Origin of the sequence: Pseudomonas juntendi (assembly GCF_009932375.1) — a bacterium.
In the GTDB taxonomy this organism is placed as follows: Bacteria; Pseudomonadota; Gammaproteobacteria; order Pseudomonadales; family Pseudomonadaceae; genus Aquipseudomonas; species Aquipseudomonas juntendi.
The window spans coordinates 1-13,159 of the sequence record NZ_BLJG01000033.1 but is presented as its reverse complement, the minus strand read 5'-3'; the positions used below and the strand labels follow the sequence as shown (position 1 = coordinate 13,159).

Annotated in this window: 11 protein-coding genes and 1 pseudogene; 4 read left to right on the top strand and 8 right to left on the bottom strand. The window is 62.6% G+C overall.

The annotated features are described in order from the left end of the window. Positions 1-5: 5 nt before the first annotated feature. The gene (locus GYA94_RS04480; protein WP_161891865.1) at positions 6-581 is read right to left on the bottom strand and encodes a COG3904 family protein; all 576 of its coding nucleotides are present in this window, start codon (positions 579-581) and stop codon (positions 6-8) included. Positions 582-1,514: 933 nt separating this feature from the next. On the opposite strand from GYA94_RS04480, the gene pcsA reads away from it, so the two are divergent. The 3 genes from pcsA to GYA94_RS04465 are packed head-to-tail and all read left to right on the top strand — an operon-like array spanning position 1,515 to position 3,548. Continuing rightward, entirely contained in the window at positions 1,515-2,270 is a 756-nt protein-coding gene (pcsA, locus tag GYA94_RS04475) for a phosphatidylcholine synthase (RefSeq protein ID WP_306811998.1), read from the top strand. Beyond that, complete coding sequence (locus tag GYA94_RS04470; RefSeq protein WP_042920409.1) at positions 2,267-2,566, top strand: GIY-YIG nuclease family protein; 300 nt, start codon at positions 2,267-2,269, stop codon at positions 2,564-2,566. The genes pcsA and GYA94_RS04470 overlap by 4 nt, the downstream gene beginning before the upstream one ends. Before the next feature lie 46 nt (positions 2,567-2,612). After that, positions 2,613-3,548, top strand: a complete 936-nt coding sequence (locus GYA94_RS04465; protein ID WP_004424199.1) for a glutathione S-transferase family protein — start codon at positions 2,613-2,615, stop codon at positions 3,546-3,548. A gap of 104 nt (positions 3,549-3,652) precedes the next feature. On the opposite strand, the gene eutC is transcribed toward GYA94_RS04465, so the two are convergent. From eutC to exaC, 4 genes are all read right to left on the bottom strand, one after another. Further along, positions 3,653-4,462, bottom strand: a complete 810-nt coding sequence (eutC, locus tag GYA94_RS04460) for an ethanolamine ammonia-lyase subunit EutC (RefSeq protein WP_150548061.1) — start codon at positions 4,460-4,462, stop codon at positions 3,653-3,655. A 15-nt stretch (positions 4,463-4,477) separates the two neighbouring features. Continuing rightward, a complete protein-coding gene (locus GYA94_RS04455; RefSeq protein ID WP_004424195.1) occupies positions 4,478-5,872 on the bottom strand; it encodes an ethanolamine ammonia-lyase subunit EutB in 1,395 nt (464 codons plus the stop codon). An 85-nt stretch (positions 5,873-5,957) separates the two neighbouring features. Continuing rightward, a complete protein-coding gene (gene eutH, locus GYA94_RS04450; RefSeq protein ID WP_150548062.1) occupies positions 5,958-7,217 on the bottom strand; it encodes an ethanolamine utilization protein EutH in 1,260 nt (419 codons plus the stop codon). Positions 7,218-7,379: 162 nt separating this feature from the next. Next, positions 7,380-8,900 (bottom strand): acetaldehyde dehydrogenase ExaC, encoded by a 1,521-nt coding sequence (gene exaC, locus GYA94_RS04445; RefSeq protein WP_150548063.1) that lies wholly within the window; start codon positions 8,898-8,900, stop codon positions 7,380-7,382. Between the two features lie 318 nt (positions 8,901-9,218). Between exaC and qhpR the strand changes: the two genes are divergently transcribed. Next, positions 9,219-10,298 carry an AraC-like transcriptional regulator QhpR gene (gene qhpR / locus GYA94_RS04440; protein ID WP_042920399.1) on the top strand — a complete coding sequence of 360 codons (1,080 nt, stop codon included), beginning with the start codon at positions 9,219-9,221 and terminating at the stop codon, positions 10,296-10,298. Between the two features lie 2 nt (positions 10,299-10,300). Here the strand turns inward: qhpR and GYA94_RS04435 are convergent, their stop codons facing one another. The 3 genes and pseudogenes from GYA94_RS04435 to GYA94_RS04425 all read right to left on the bottom strand — a co-directional run. Continuing rightward, positions 10,301-10,621 (bottom strand): glutaredoxin family protein, encoded by a 321-nt coding sequence (locus GYA94_RS04435; RefSeq protein ID WP_042920397.1) that lies wholly within the window; start codon positions 10,619-10,621, stop codon positions 10,301-10,303. A 319-nt stretch (positions 10,622-10,940) separates the two neighbouring features. Then, positions 10,941-11,948: a nucleoid-associated protein YejK gene (yejK, locus tag GYA94_RS04430; protein ID WP_004424187.1), complete on the bottom strand. Its 1,008-nt coding sequence runs from the start codon at positions 11,946-11,948 to the stop codon at positions 10,941-10,943. 535 nt (positions 11,949-12,483) lie between these two features. Further along, positions 12,484-13,159, bottom strand: a pseudogene (locus GYA94_RS04425) (TAXI family TRAP transporter solute-binding subunit); the annotation flags it as partial.

Sequence of the window (13,159 nt, the reverse complement as noted above, 5' to 3'; positions counted from 1 at the left end):
TTCGGTCAGCGGCAACACTTCTGGAGTACAGCCCCAGCGCCGACCATGCGCTGAAACAGCTTGGGTGACACATCCATCTTGATCAGGTAGCCGGTAATCGCAGCTGAAAGAACCTGCCCGAGGGCAAGGTCTTGTGGCCCGGATTGCCGAGAGAAGAAACGGTGGATACCGAAATAAGCTGTGCTGTCGGCGAAGCGATACACGCCGCCAGCGAAAACCAAAAGACAAGCACTCTGGCAGGAGCCAGGGACTGGCTTGCCCTGAGCGTGACCTCGCTTGCCAATAGCTGTGTTAAAGCCCAGCTTGCGAATGAACTCGCCCAGCTCCAGGCCGGCTTGAAGATCGCCACCAACGCTGTTGATGTAGATCGTGGCTCGCTCTATCTGGTTGGCGCCCAATGCTGTGGCAAGTTGGCGCGGGAGCGCAGGGGTGATCTCTCCGTCGATGTAGATTTCGGCGGGAGCCGACCGACCATCTGGATGCTTAAAGGTCACGGCCTGGATCGAAGGCTCTGCCGCAGAAACGAATGACGTAAACGCCGTTGCGAATATGAAAGATGAGAGAACGCGCTTTAGATTCAAGACTTGGCCCCATGAATGTGCTTGGCCAAGGGTATGAGTTGAGGCTGCCGCTCTGCCACTCAACTCTGAGCAGTCTTCCACTAAGGAGGAATATCCGAGCTAGCGTGGCTTGGCTCGACGCTCAGGTAACTCGCTGATACCCCCTGACTGCAATCGGAGGTACTGCACAGGGTTGGGCATTGGCACTGGGAGGTCTTGGGGTACAGGGCAATCAAGAATATTGCATATGCGGAGGACTAGAGCCTTGTACGCAGAGGCATACCCAAGCTTCTTGCCGATGTACTTAGTCACGGTGGGGCGACCGGGAGAAGACCACCTCCAGCTTGCTCTGCAAGGACCAGAGCTTGAGACAACGAGACTGATACCCGGAACGAAGCGCGAAGCCGACTTCGAGCTTACTCGGCCTGAGAGTATTCCAAGCTCCGCCTCTTTCTTATCTCTCCAGCGCTGGGCCATAGCCATTGCCATCGCCTCATTCACCAATGGAGTGATTCTGAAAACCTCGGAGTGGGTCTGTCGGTTTACACCACGCCCTTGCTGGATCATCGCCCGGTAGCCAACCAGGCTCCCGTCATCCTTGATGGGGAAAATCCTTCGCTTGGCATAGGTGTCAGCGGTCTTCCAGCGACCAACCCCGAGAAAGGGGAGGTCGGGCGCAACGTCCACCTGAACATCGCCTTGTGGGCCGAATTGGCGCGCCTTGCGTGGGTTGGACGCCATTTCATTCCGGCGTATCTGGGAGGTCATTCAGCGATAGTCCTTCAAAGCTTGGCCAGTCATCGTCCGGGGCGGGCAATTCAGACGGCCCGCTTGAACTCTGTTGGCGGGCCGAGGCCAGAACACTCCCTGAGTGGCGAGCCTCTGGGCTCAAAGCCGAATCTGGGGTAGGGCGCGTGCTAGCCGGTCTTAGCCTTCAATAATGAGAGTGCGCACATGGGGTGCCGCACCTCCACTGCCAAGAGACCTGCCGTGACCGAACTGATCGTTGCCGTAAAACAGGCCAAAGCCTGGGGGGTCCATGCCGTTACCGCCAGCGGTGTGATCCTCGCCCTGCTGGCATTGCTGGCCGTACTCGACGGCCAGCCCAAGCAATGCCTGTTGTGGCTCGGCCTGGCGCTGCTGGTCGATGGGCTGGATGGTTCGCTGGCGCGCCGCTATGACGTCAAGGTTGTGCTGCCGCATTTCGACGGCTCGACCCTCGACCTGGTGATCGATTACCTGACCTACGTATTCATCCCCGCCATCTTTCTTTACCGCTTCATCCCCCTGCCGGATTACACGCCGCTGTTCGCCGTGGGCCTGATTCTGCTGTCTTCGCTGTTCTGCTTCTGCAACCTGAACATGAAGAGCAAGGACAACTACTTCGTCGGCTTCCCGGCGGCGTGGAACGTGGTCGTGCTGTATTTCTACATCCTCGATGTGCACCCCTGGATCACCCTGGCCATTATCGTCCTGCTGGCCGGCCTGACCCTGACCAAGATGAAGTTCCTGCACCCGTTCCGCGTGCGTCAGTTCATGCCGCTGAACATCCTCGTGACCTTCGTCTGGATGCTCTCCAGCGCGCTGCTGATTCTGCAGTACCCCGTCAGCCAGCCCTGGCTGCTGGCGTTGTGGTGGCTGGCCTCGGCCTACTTCGTCGGCATGTGCCTGTGGCGCTCGGCGCGCGAGTGGTTTCCGGCGCGCGGATGACGGCGGCCGTCGATAAGCCCTGGTTCGTCTACCTGGTGCGTGCTGCCAACGGCGCGCTGTATTGCGGCATCAGCGATGACCCGCAGCGGCGTTTCGCCCAGCATCAGAGCGGCAAGGGCGCGCGCTTCTTCCATACCAGCCCGGCGCAGGCACTGGCCTATGTCGAAGCCTGTGCTGGCAAGGGCGATGCCCTGCGCCGTGAGCGGGCCATCAAGCGCCTGAGCAAAGCGGCCAAGGAGGTGCTCATTCTGAGCGTTGATGGCGCTTCATCAGCCGTAGGCGGTGTGCGTGACTAGGTTGCGCGGGTAAGCTGGGTGCTTTCGAACCGTCGCGGAGCGCGCCATGCACGAGTTGATCCTTCACCATTACCCGACCTCGCCGTTTGCCGAGAAGGCTCGCTTGCTACTGGGCTTCAAGCAACTGTCCTGGCGCTCGGTGATGATCCCGCCGGTGATGCCCAAGCCGGATCTCACAGCGCTGACCGGCGGCTACCGCAAGACGCCGGTGTTGCAGATCGGTGCCGACATCTACTGCGATACCGCGCTGATCGCTCGCCGTCTGGAAGCCGAGAAAGCCACCCCGGCACTGTTCCCGGAAGGGCAGGGCTTCAATGTCGCGACCCTCGCCCAATGGGCCGACGCGGTGTTGTTCCAGCATGCGGTGTCACTGGTCTTCGCCCCCGAGTCCATGGCGGTGCGCTTTGCCAAGGTGCCACCGGAGTTCGCCAAGGCTTTCGCGGCTGATCGTGCCGCGCTGTTTTCCGGCGGCACGGCCAGCCGTTTGCCGTTGGAGCAGGCGCGTCACCAGTGGCCGGCGCTGATGGGGCGTTTGCAGCAGCAGTTGCAGCAGGGCGGTGGCGACTTCCTGTTTGGCCAGCCCTCGATTGCCGACTTCGCCGTCGCGCATCCGTTGTGGTTCCTGCGCGCCACACCGATCACGGCACCCCTGGTGGACGATTATCCGGAAGTCGCCGCCTGGCTGGCGCGGGTGCTGGGCTTTGGGCATGGCTCACTGAGCGAGATGAGCGGCGAAGAGGCTATCGCCGTGGCGCGCGAGGCAACGCCGGCAGCACTCCCGGACGAGGATTTTATCGATGCCAATGGCTTCCAGCCTGGCCAGGCGGTACGCATCGCAGCGGTGGACTACGGGGTCGATCCGGTGGAGGGTGAGTTGCTGTTCTCCGGGCGCGAGGAGCTGATCCTGCGCCGCGAGGACGAGCGTGCCGGCATCGTACACGTGCACTTCCCGCGCCTGGGCTTCCGTATCGAGGCGTGCTGATCGGTCGTAAAGATCGCGGCTGAAGCCCCTCCCACAAGGCTTACCTCCTGTGAGAAGGGCTTTGTGAGCGGCTGGGTGGGAGGGGCTTTAGCCGCGACAGCATCTCAACGCTGATCCGGCAGCAGAAAATTACCCGGCCCGGCGCTGTCCAGCGTCGGCACTTCGGCTTCGTCCTTGAGATCGACGCCCGAGAGCTGGCGGCGGCAGGCCTCGCGCATCAGGTACATCAGGCGGAAGGTGGCCATGCCATAGCTCAGACCCTCCAGGCGCACGTTGGAGATGCAGTTGCGGTAGGCGTCGTTGAGGCCAACGCGCGGCGCGTAGGTGAAGTACAGGCCCAGGCTGTCCGGCGAACTCAGGCCGGGGCGCTCGCCAATCAGGATCACCGTCATCTTCGCCCCCAGGCGCTGCCCCACTTCGTCGGCCACTGCAACCCGGCCCTGCTCCACCAGGGTAATCGGCGCCAGTGACCAACCTTCCTCCAGCACCTGTTCCAGCAAGCGGTCGAGAAAGGGCAGGCTGTGCTTGTGCACCGCCAGCGATGACAGGCCGTCGGCGATGACGATGGCCAGGTCATAACCACGGCCGTGCTCGGCGGCGTAGTCATCGAGCAGGCGTGCGGCATCCTCGTGCAGGCGCCGGCCCAGATCCGGGCGTTGCAGGTAGGTGTGGCGGTCGGCGGCGGCACTGTGCAGCAGCAGCGTGGGTAACTGGCGATCATGCAGCGCTTCGCGCAGGGCAGTGTGGTCGAACGGCAAATGCACGGCGTCACGCGCCTGGGCGTGGGCGAACTGGAAATCCAGTTGCGCAGCGGTCGGCAGGCTGGTGCCGGCGCGGCCCAGGGCGATGCGTGCCGGTGTCAATTGGCGCAGTTGCTGCCAGGGGTTTGCGGTGGCGGGGGACTTTTCGCTCATGACGGCCTCGATTGATCAGGACAACTGCGCCAACGCCTGGCGAAATGCCGGGGGCAGCTCATCGCCCATGCGCAGGCGGCCACCCTGTTGCTGGAAAATCCCCATGCGTGCCAGCCAGGCCTCGAACTCCGGCGCGGCGTGCAGGCCGAGCACCTTGCGTGCATACAGGGCATCGTGGAAGGAGGTGGTCTGGTAGTTGAGCATCACGTCATCCGAGCCGGGAATGCCCATGATGAAGTTGATGCCAGCCGTGCCGAGCAGGGTCAGCAGCATGTCCATGTCGTCCTGGTCGGCTTCGGCATGGTTGGTGTAGCAGATGTCGCAGCCCATGGGCACGCCGAGCAGCTTGCCGCAGAAGTGATCCTCCAGGCCGGCGCGGATGATCTGCTTGCCGTTGTACAGGTACTCCGGGCCGATGAAGCCGACCACGGTATTGACCAGAAACGGGTTGAAGTGGCGGGCCACGGCGTAGGCGCGGGTTTCGCAGGTCTGCTGGTCGACGCCATGGTTGGCGTTGGCCGACAGCGCGCTGCCCTGGCCGGTCTCGAAGTACATCAGGTTGTTGCCGAGGGTGCCGCGCTTGAGACTCAGGCCGGCTTCGTAGCCTTCCTGCAGCACCTTGAGGCTGACGCCGAAGCTGGCATTGGCCGCCTCGGTGCCGGCGATGGACTGGAATACCAGATCCAGCGGCGCGCCGCGCTCGATGGCAGCGATGGAGCTGGTGACGTGGGTCAGCACGCAGGATTGGGTGGGAATCTCGTAGCGCTGGATCACCGCGTCGAGCATCTCCAGCAGGGTGCATACGGCGCTCATGCTGTCGGTGGCCGGGTTGATGCCGATCATGGCATCGCCGTTGCCGTAGAGCAGGCCGTCGACCACGCTGGCGGCGATACCGGCCGGATCGTCGGTCGGGTGGTTCGGTTGCAGGCGGGTGGACATGCGCCCGCGCAGCCCCTGGGTGTTGCGAAAGCGGGTGACCACACGGGTCTTCTGCGCCACCAGGACCAGATCCTGAATGCGCATGATCTTCGACACCGCTGCGACCATCTCCGGCGTCAGCCCAGGGGCCAGCGCCGTGAGGCTGGCTTCGTCGGCGTCGTCGCAGAGCAACCAGTCACGAAACCCACCCACCGTGAGGTGGCTGACCGGGGCGAAGGCCTGGGCATCATGAGTGTCGATGATCAGGCGGGTGACTTCGTCGCTCTCATAGGGAATCAGCGCCTCCTGCAGAAAGGTCTTCAGTGGCACATTGGCCAGCGTCATCTGCGCGGCGGCGCGCTCGGCATCGCTGCCGGCCGCGACCCCAGCCAGGTAGTCGCCGGAGCGTGCCGGCGTAGCCTTGGCCATCAGTTCGCGCAGGCTGTCGAAGCGCCAGGTCTGGCCGGCCATGCTGTGGGAGTAGCTTGCCATGTATCTGTCCTCAACCAGTCTCTCTCGTTCGCCGTCGGGCAACGCCCGGCGTCTGCTTGGCAGGCGTCAGGCGTTGCGGCGGTTATCAGGCCGGGCTGACCTGCGGCTTGCCTGCGACCGGGTACTCATCCTGTTCGATGATGCCGGCAGCGCGATCCTGTTGCTCCAGTTCCAGCGCCTTGGGCACCGATAGCCAATAGGCCAGGCCGATGGCGGCAAAACCTGCGATCAGCTTGCCGATCAGCACTGGCAGGATGATGGTGGGCTGGAAGTTGGCCGTAAAGGACAAGTGGTCACCCAGCAGGAAGGCCGCGCAGACGGCGAAGGCGATGTTGATCACCTTGTCCTTCGGTGGCATGAAGCGCACCAGGCGGAACATGGCCAGGATATTGGCGATGGTCGCGAGCATGCCGGCGCTGCCCACGGCGCTCAGGCCGACCTTGCTGCCCAGGTGTTCCAGCGGACCGCCGAAGTATTTGCGCAGCAGGTAGACCATGGGGAAGGCGCCCGCCAGCATGATGCCGGTGTAGCCGGCGATTTCCAGGGCGCGGGTCTGGTCTTCGGCGTCCGCGATGATCGGGTCGAAGCCCCAGCCACCAAAGACGATGGTGAACACCCCGGTGAAGTACTCGACGATGGAGAATACCAGCACCAGTTTGATCATCGCGTTCAGGCCACGGCCGAAACCGATGAAGCCCTTGATCATCAGATCCGGCAGAAAACGCAGGCCGGCAGCCAGGGCGACGACGAAGACGATGATCGGCAGCAGGTTGGCGAAGATGCTGCCCAGGCCCATGGCCAGCTGATAGGTCGCCTCGCCATTGGTGGCGACCACTTCGCGGATCATCGGGTCGCTCGCTACCAGCAATACGCTGGCAATCAGTACGCCGAGCGGAATGGTCAGGATGCCGGACATGATGCCCAGTGCCATGTATTTGTGGTCACGCTTATCGAGCATCGCCAGCCCCATGGGGATGGAGAAGAGGATGGTGGCACCCCCCATGAAACCGGTGATCAGCGCCATGACCAGCGCTTCCTTGCTCGACGCCAGCGCCGATGCCAGGTGATAGCCGCCCATGTCCGAGGCGATGATCATGGTCGCGGCCAGTGCCGGGTCGGCGCCGAGGGCGTTGAAAAACGGCCCGCAGGCCTTCTCGATGATCACCGTGAGATACGGGATGGAGGCCATGATGCCGGCCGCCGGTACGAAGATGTAGCCGGTGGCGTGGATGCCCTCCATGAACTCCTTGCCCAGGCCCTTCTCGCTGTCGTAGATGGCCGCGAACGCCCCTGCAACGGCGCAGGCCATGATGATGTAGAGAACGTAATTACCTATCTGATCCATTGCTGTGCCCTGACTGTCTTTATTGAGTGACGGTGCGGTATTGGCCCGCTCGAACACTGCCTTGGCCGAGCCCTCTGCGCAGAGGCAGCAGGGCCGGCTTGCGGACGATCCGAACGGGCGTGAGCCGCGTCTTGTGCATGGCAGACCGTAAACAACGGTGGATTAAAAGAACCCCAGCGGATTGATGTCGTAGCTGACCAGCAGGTTCTTGGTCTGCTGGTAGTGATCGAGCATCATCTTGTGGGTTTCACGCCCGACCCCGGACTTCTTGTAGCCGCCGAAGGCGGCATGCGCCGGGTACAGGTGATAGCAGTTGGTCCACACGCGACCAGCCTTGATCCCGCGGCCCATGCGGTACGCGGTATTGATGTCGCGGCTCCATACACCGGCGCCGAGGCCGAACTCGGTGTCGTTGGCAATCGCCAGCGCTTCGGCTTCGTCCTTGAAGGTGGTCACGCCGATCACCGGGCCGAAGATCTCTTCCTGGAACACGCGCATCTTGTTGTGACCCTTGAGCAGGGTCGGCTGGATGTAATAGCCGCTGGCCAGGTCGCCTTCGAGTTTTTCCGCTGCGCCGCCGGTCAGCACCTGCGCGCCTTCCTGCTGGGCGATCTCCAGGTAGCTCAAGATCTTGTCGAACTGCTGTTGCGAGGCCTGGGCGCCGACCATGGTCTCGGTGTCCAGCGGGTTGCCGCGCTTGATCTGCTTGACCTTCTTCATCACCTCGACCATGAAGGCGTCGTAGATCGACTCCTGCACCAGCGCGCGCGACGGGCAGGTGCACACTTCACCCTGGTTGAAGAAGCCCAGCACCAGGCCTTCGGCGGCTTTCTCGATAAAGGCCGGCTCGGCGTTCATGATGTCGGCGAAGAAGATGTTCGGCGATTTGCCACCCAGCTCGACGGTGCTCGGGATGATGTTCTCGGCAGCGCATTTCATGATGTGCGAACCGACCGGGGTGGAGCCGGTGAAGGCGATCTTGGCGATGCGCTTGCTGGTGGCCAGCGCCTCACCGGCCTCACGGCCGAAGCCCTGAACGATGTTGAGCACGCCCGGCGGCAGCAGGTCGCCGATGATTTCCACCAGCAAGGTGATCGACAGCGGCGTCTGCTCGGCCGGTTTGAGCACGATGGCGTTGCCGGCGGCCAGGGCCGGAGCCAGTTTCCAGGCAGCCATCAGCAGCGGGAAGTTCCACGGGATGATCTGCCCGACCACGCCCAGCGGCTCGTGGAAGTGATAGGCCACGGTGCCGTCGTTGATCTCGGCGGTGCTGCCTTCCTGGGCACGGATGCAGCCGGCGAAGTAACGGAAGTGGTCGGCGGCCAGCGGCACGTCGGCGTTCAGCGTCTCACGCACCGGCTTGCCGTTGTCCCAGGTTTCGGCCACGGCGAGCAGTTCGCGGTTGGCTTCGATGCGGTCGGCGATCTTCAGCAGGATGTGCGAACGCTCCTGCACGCTGGTGCGGCCCCAGGCGTCGGCGGCGGCGTGGGCGGCGTCCAGCGCCTTGTCGATATCGGCGGCGTTGGAGCGGGGGAATTCGCCGATCACCGAGCCATCGACCGGGCTGGTATTGCTGAAATACTGGCCGCTGAGCGGGGCGACGAACTCGCCACCGATGTAGTTGCCGTAACGCGGCTTGAGGGTGACGAGGGCGCCGCTGGTTCCAGGCTTGGCATAAATCATGAGCGTTCTCCGAAACGATGTTGTTGTACGTAGCAGGTGAGCTGACGTTCAACCTGGGTCGATCATGAGCCGATTTCATGGGCGCAACTTGACTGCACAGGGGGCTTGCTGTCGTGCAAAGTCAACTTTGCAGGCGCCGACGCTGCCTGTGTCGTAATGGGTCAAGTCGTCCGCTGCGTTTTGGTGCGGATGTTTCAAAATGACTCACTCGCCCGGCAGGGCGGGGCACGGAGGTGGCGTTTGAACCGTGGTTTTGCGGTGCGACAGTGCAGGCGTATTTCTTGCTTGCCGAAACGCATTGTTACCAAGGAGGCCCCGATGAGTGCCTTTTTCTCCCAGGCGGGTGGTTCGTTCGGCGCTTCGCTGTTGTCCGGTGCGCCGGCTAATGCGGGTGTGCTGGCGGCTGCTGCGAGTGGCCTGTGCGGCTTCATCGAAAAGCAGGGCGGTGACCCGGATCGTATCCTCGGGGTCTCCGGCATCGACCCCGAGTGCCTGCGCCATCCGACCCTGAGCTTGGCGCTGCCCAATTACTGCCAGGTGCTGGAAGAAGCCGCGCATCAGTCTGGCTGCGATAACTTCGGTCTGTACTACGGCCAGCAGTTCAAGCCGCAGGCGCTTGGCCTGCTTGGTTATATCGGGCTGTGTTCGGCGACCCTGGAACAGGCGCTGATCAACTTCGCCCGTGCCTTCCCGCTACATCAGCGCAACAGCCTGATCCGCCTGGTCGATGAGGGCGAGTGCTACCGCTTCGACTATCAGGTACGCCATGGCGCCATTCTCAGCCGCCGCCAGGATGCCGAGTTGACCCTGGGCATGGCCCTCAACCTGGTGCGTCATGTGCTTGGCCCGCAGTGGGCGCCGCGCGCGGTGCACTTTGAACACCCACGGCCGGAGCATTGGCACGAGCACTGTAAGGTGTTCGATGCGCCGGTGTATTTCGAGCAGCCGTGCAATTCCCTGCTGATTCCCAAGCGCGGCCTCGACCGCGCCATGCCGGACAGTGATCCGGTACTGCTGATGCTCATGCAGGACTCGCTGAACCAGATCAGCGCCCTGTGCGGGCGTGGTGAGCGGGATATGGTCAACGATGTGCGCGAGCAGATTCGCCAGCGCCTGCTGTACGGCGAGCCGGCGCTGGAAGATGTCGCGGAAATGCTCGGTATGGCCAGTTGGTCGCTGCAGCGGCGCCTGCGTGAGCAGGGGCTGAGCTTCTCGCAACTGGTGGACAACGTGCGCCGCGAACTGGCCAACCGTTACCTGCGCCAGCCGCAGCTACCCATCTCGCAGCTGGCGCCGTTGCTCGGTTATTCGGAAACCAGCGCCTTCTCGCGCGCCTTCCGCCGCTGGTTCGGCGTCAGCCCACGGCAGTGGCGGCGTGAGGATAGTTCGCTGAGTTGAGGTCAGTAGGCGGCGCGGATGGCGCGCACGTCGTAGCCGTGAATCACTTGGCCGCGCAAGTCGATCACCGGCACGCCTTGGCCACCCAGCGCCTGGTACTGGGCGCGGCCAGCCGCATCGTTCTCGATATCCACTTCGCGATAGACAATGCCATCCTCGGCGAATAACTCGCGGGTCTTGGCGCAGTAACCGCACCACTGCGTCGCGTAGAGCACGATCTCGCCGCTGGCATTGCCGGCCTGTGGCGGGTTTAGCCAGCGGTCGATCTTGTCCCAGTTCTGCCACAGAGCCAGCGCGGCGAGCAGCAGCACAATCGTCTTCATGGTTGCGCGTCCTTGTGCGATAGCGCGGTCATGTCAGGCCCGTAGGGTGGGCTTCAGCCCACCAACAACGATCTCAGCTTCCTAAGGTAGCTCGGGTGCTGACTTGGACTGCTTTGGTGGGCTAACAGGCTGTTGAAAAACTATCTGCGTTGCCACTGCTGCGTTAAAAACAGGCTCGTGCGCGAGTCCGATCAAAATGCTCATTTACAGCTCGTAAACTCCGCTTTTTCGCCTGTTTTTGCCTTGCATTGGCTGCCTCGCCTACGTTTTTCAACGGCCTGCTAAAGCGGATCGCCGCCCGGCCCGCCCTACGAATGCATCAATCCTGCCGCCGCTTGAGCTGATCCTTCAACTGGGTCGGCAACTGACGAATGATCAACATGTCGCGGCCCTCGTCGTATTCGATCTTCGAGCCCAGCAGGTGCGCCTCGAAGCTGATCGACAGCCCTTCGGCCCGCCCGGTAAAACGCTGGAACTGGCTCAAGGTGCGTTTGTCCGCCGGAAATTCCGGCGCCATGCCGTAGTCCTTGTTGCGGATGTGCTCGTAGAAGGCCTTGGGGCGTTCCTCGTCGATCAGCCCGGAGAGTTCTTCCAGGGTAATCGGTTCACCCAGTTTGGCCTGGCCGCTGGCGTAGCCGACCAGGGTCTTGGTCTTCTCGCGGGCCTGTTCTTCGGGCAGGTCTTCGCTCTCGACGAAGTCGCTGAAGGCCTTGAGCAGGGTGCGCGTCTCGCCGGGGCCGTCGACGCCTTCCTGGCAGCCGATGAAGTCACGGAAGTAGTCCGACACCTTCTTGCCGTTCTTGCCCTTGATGAAGGAGATGTACTGCTTGGACTGCTTGTTGTTCTGCCACTCGCTGATGTTGATGCGCGCGGCCAGGTGCAACTGGCCCAGATCCAGATGTTTGGCCGGCGTTACGTCCAGCGCGTCGGTCACCGCCACGCCTTCGCTGTGGTGCAGCAGGGCGATGGCCAGGTAGTCGGTCATGCCTTGCTGGTAGTGAGCGAAGAGCACATGGCCGCCGGTGGACAGGTTGGATTCTTCCATCAGCTTCTGCAGGTGCTCGACGGCCTGGCGGCTGAAGGCGGTGAAGTCCTGCTCGCCATCGAGATAGGCCTTGAGCCAGCCGCTGAACGGGTAGGCGCCGGATTCCTCGTGGAACAGCCCCCAGGCCTTGCCCTGCTTGGCGTTGTAGCTCTCGTTGAGGTCGGCCAGCAGGTTCTCCATGGCTTGCGACGTGGCCAGCTCGCTGTCGCGGGCGTGCAGCACGGCAGGGCTGCCGTCGGGCTTCTTGTCGATCAGGTGGACGATGCAGTGGCGGATCGGCATGGCGGTCTCGTGGGCAAATGAAACAAGAGGCGAAGTTTACCCGAAGCGGGTCATGGATTCTGGTGCGCATGCATCGGTTAACGCTATGCAGCCGCTCGCGGCTAAAGCCCACAGAAGTCGTCGCGGGCTCAGTCCAAGCGATGGACAAACTTCGTGTTGTCCACGAACTGTAGGAGCCCCGCCCCGGGGCGAATGGTGGGTTCAACTCATGATCGAGGTTGCCTGAACCATTCGCCGCGAGGCGCGGCTCCTACCCGTCAGAACCGGCTACTCCACCCTTACGTAGAGTGGATGACGCTGCCCACCATTGCGTCAGCCCAAGCGATGGACAAACTTCGCGTTGTCCACTAACTGTAGGAGCCCCGCCCCGGGGCGAATGGTGGGTTCAATTCATGATCGAGGTTGCCTGAACCATTCGCCGCGAGGCGCGGCTCCTACTCGTCAGAAACGGCTACTTCACTTTTACTTTTACTCAGGGTGGAGACGCTTTTTCCATCCGCTGCGCATCGGTGGACATGAAAAAACGATGTCCACCCTACGGCTGCCGCCGCCGCTGCAACTCGCGCAAGCGCTCGATCACATAGCGCACATGCATGTGCAGCTCGTACAGCTCATTGGAATACGACAGCGGCACTTCCACCGCGGCGAGTTCGTCTTCCAGTTTCTCCAGACGCTCGATTTCGCTGCCGAGCGCATCCGGGAGGGAACCTGCGTGCAGCTTGCGGTCGATCTCGCGCAGGTACTTGTACCAGCGGTAGATGCGCGCGCGGATACGCCACTGGTAAATCGGGCCGACAGCCTTGAACAGCGGGATCATCACCACGATCAGCGGGATCAGCAGGATGATGTAGCGGTCGGCCAGCGAGGCGATGCGAAACGGCAGGTAGCGCTGCAAAATCGGCAGCCCCTTGGCGTAGTAATGCCCGGCATCCTTGTGCAGCTCGAAGGTGCGCGGCTCTGCGCTGGGGAAGGTGCCGGCGGCGTCGAGCAGGGTGCCGCTGCGCATCACTTCACGGCTGGCTTCGAGAAACAGCGGTACCAGGCCAGGGTTGAAGTCGTCGTTGACCACCAGGGTAGCGACTGGAGAGAGGGTGACGATGTCGCGATCCGGCGCATTGCTGGCCAGGTCGAGCAGACCTTCACCGACCTTCACCTGATTGAAGAACGGCAGTCGCGCCTCGTAAGCGGCGGCGTGTTGCCGCTGACCGAAA

Bases quoted from the DNA above. Each gene is read 5' to 3' on its own strand.
- eutC (WP_150548061.1), bottom strand. From the start codon at position 4,462: ATGAGCGAAAAGTCCCCCGCCACCGCAAACCCCTGGCAGCAACTGCGC.
- GYA94_RS04470 (WP_042920409.1), top strand. From the start codon at position 2,267: ATGACGGCGGCCGTCGATAAGCCCTGGTTCGTCTACCTGGTGCGTGCT.
- exaC (WP_150548063.1), bottom strand. From the start codon at position 8,900: ATGATTTATGCCAAGCCTGGAACCAGCGGCGCCCTCGTCACCCTCAAG.
- yejK (WP_004424187.1), bottom strand. From the start codon at position 11,948: ATGCCGATCCGCCACTGCATCGTCCACCTGATCGACAAGAAGCCCGAC.
- GYA94_RS04455 (WP_004424195.1), bottom strand. From the start codon at position 5,872: ATGGCAAGCTACTCCCACAGCATGGCCGGCCAGACCTGGCGCTTCGAC.
- pcsA (WP_306811998.1), top strand. From the start codon at position 1,515: ATGGGGTGCCGCACCTCCACTGCCAAGAGACCTGCCGTGACCGAACTG.
- eutH (WP_150548062.1), bottom strand. From the start codon at position 7,217: ATGGATCAGATAGGTAATTACGTTCTCTACATCATCATGGCCTGCGCC.
- GYA94_RS04465 (WP_004424199.1), top strand. From the start codon at position 2,613: ATGCACGAGTTGATCCTTCACCATTACCCGACCTCGCCGTTTGCCGAG.
- GYA94_RS04435 (WP_042920397.1), bottom strand. From the start codon at position 10,621: ATGAAGACGATTGTGCTGCTGCTCGCCGCGCTGGCTCTGTGGCAGAAC.
- qhpR (WP_042920399.1), top strand. From the start codon at position 9,219: ATGAGTGCCTTTTTCTCCCAGGCGGGTGGTTCGTTCGGCGCTTCGCTG.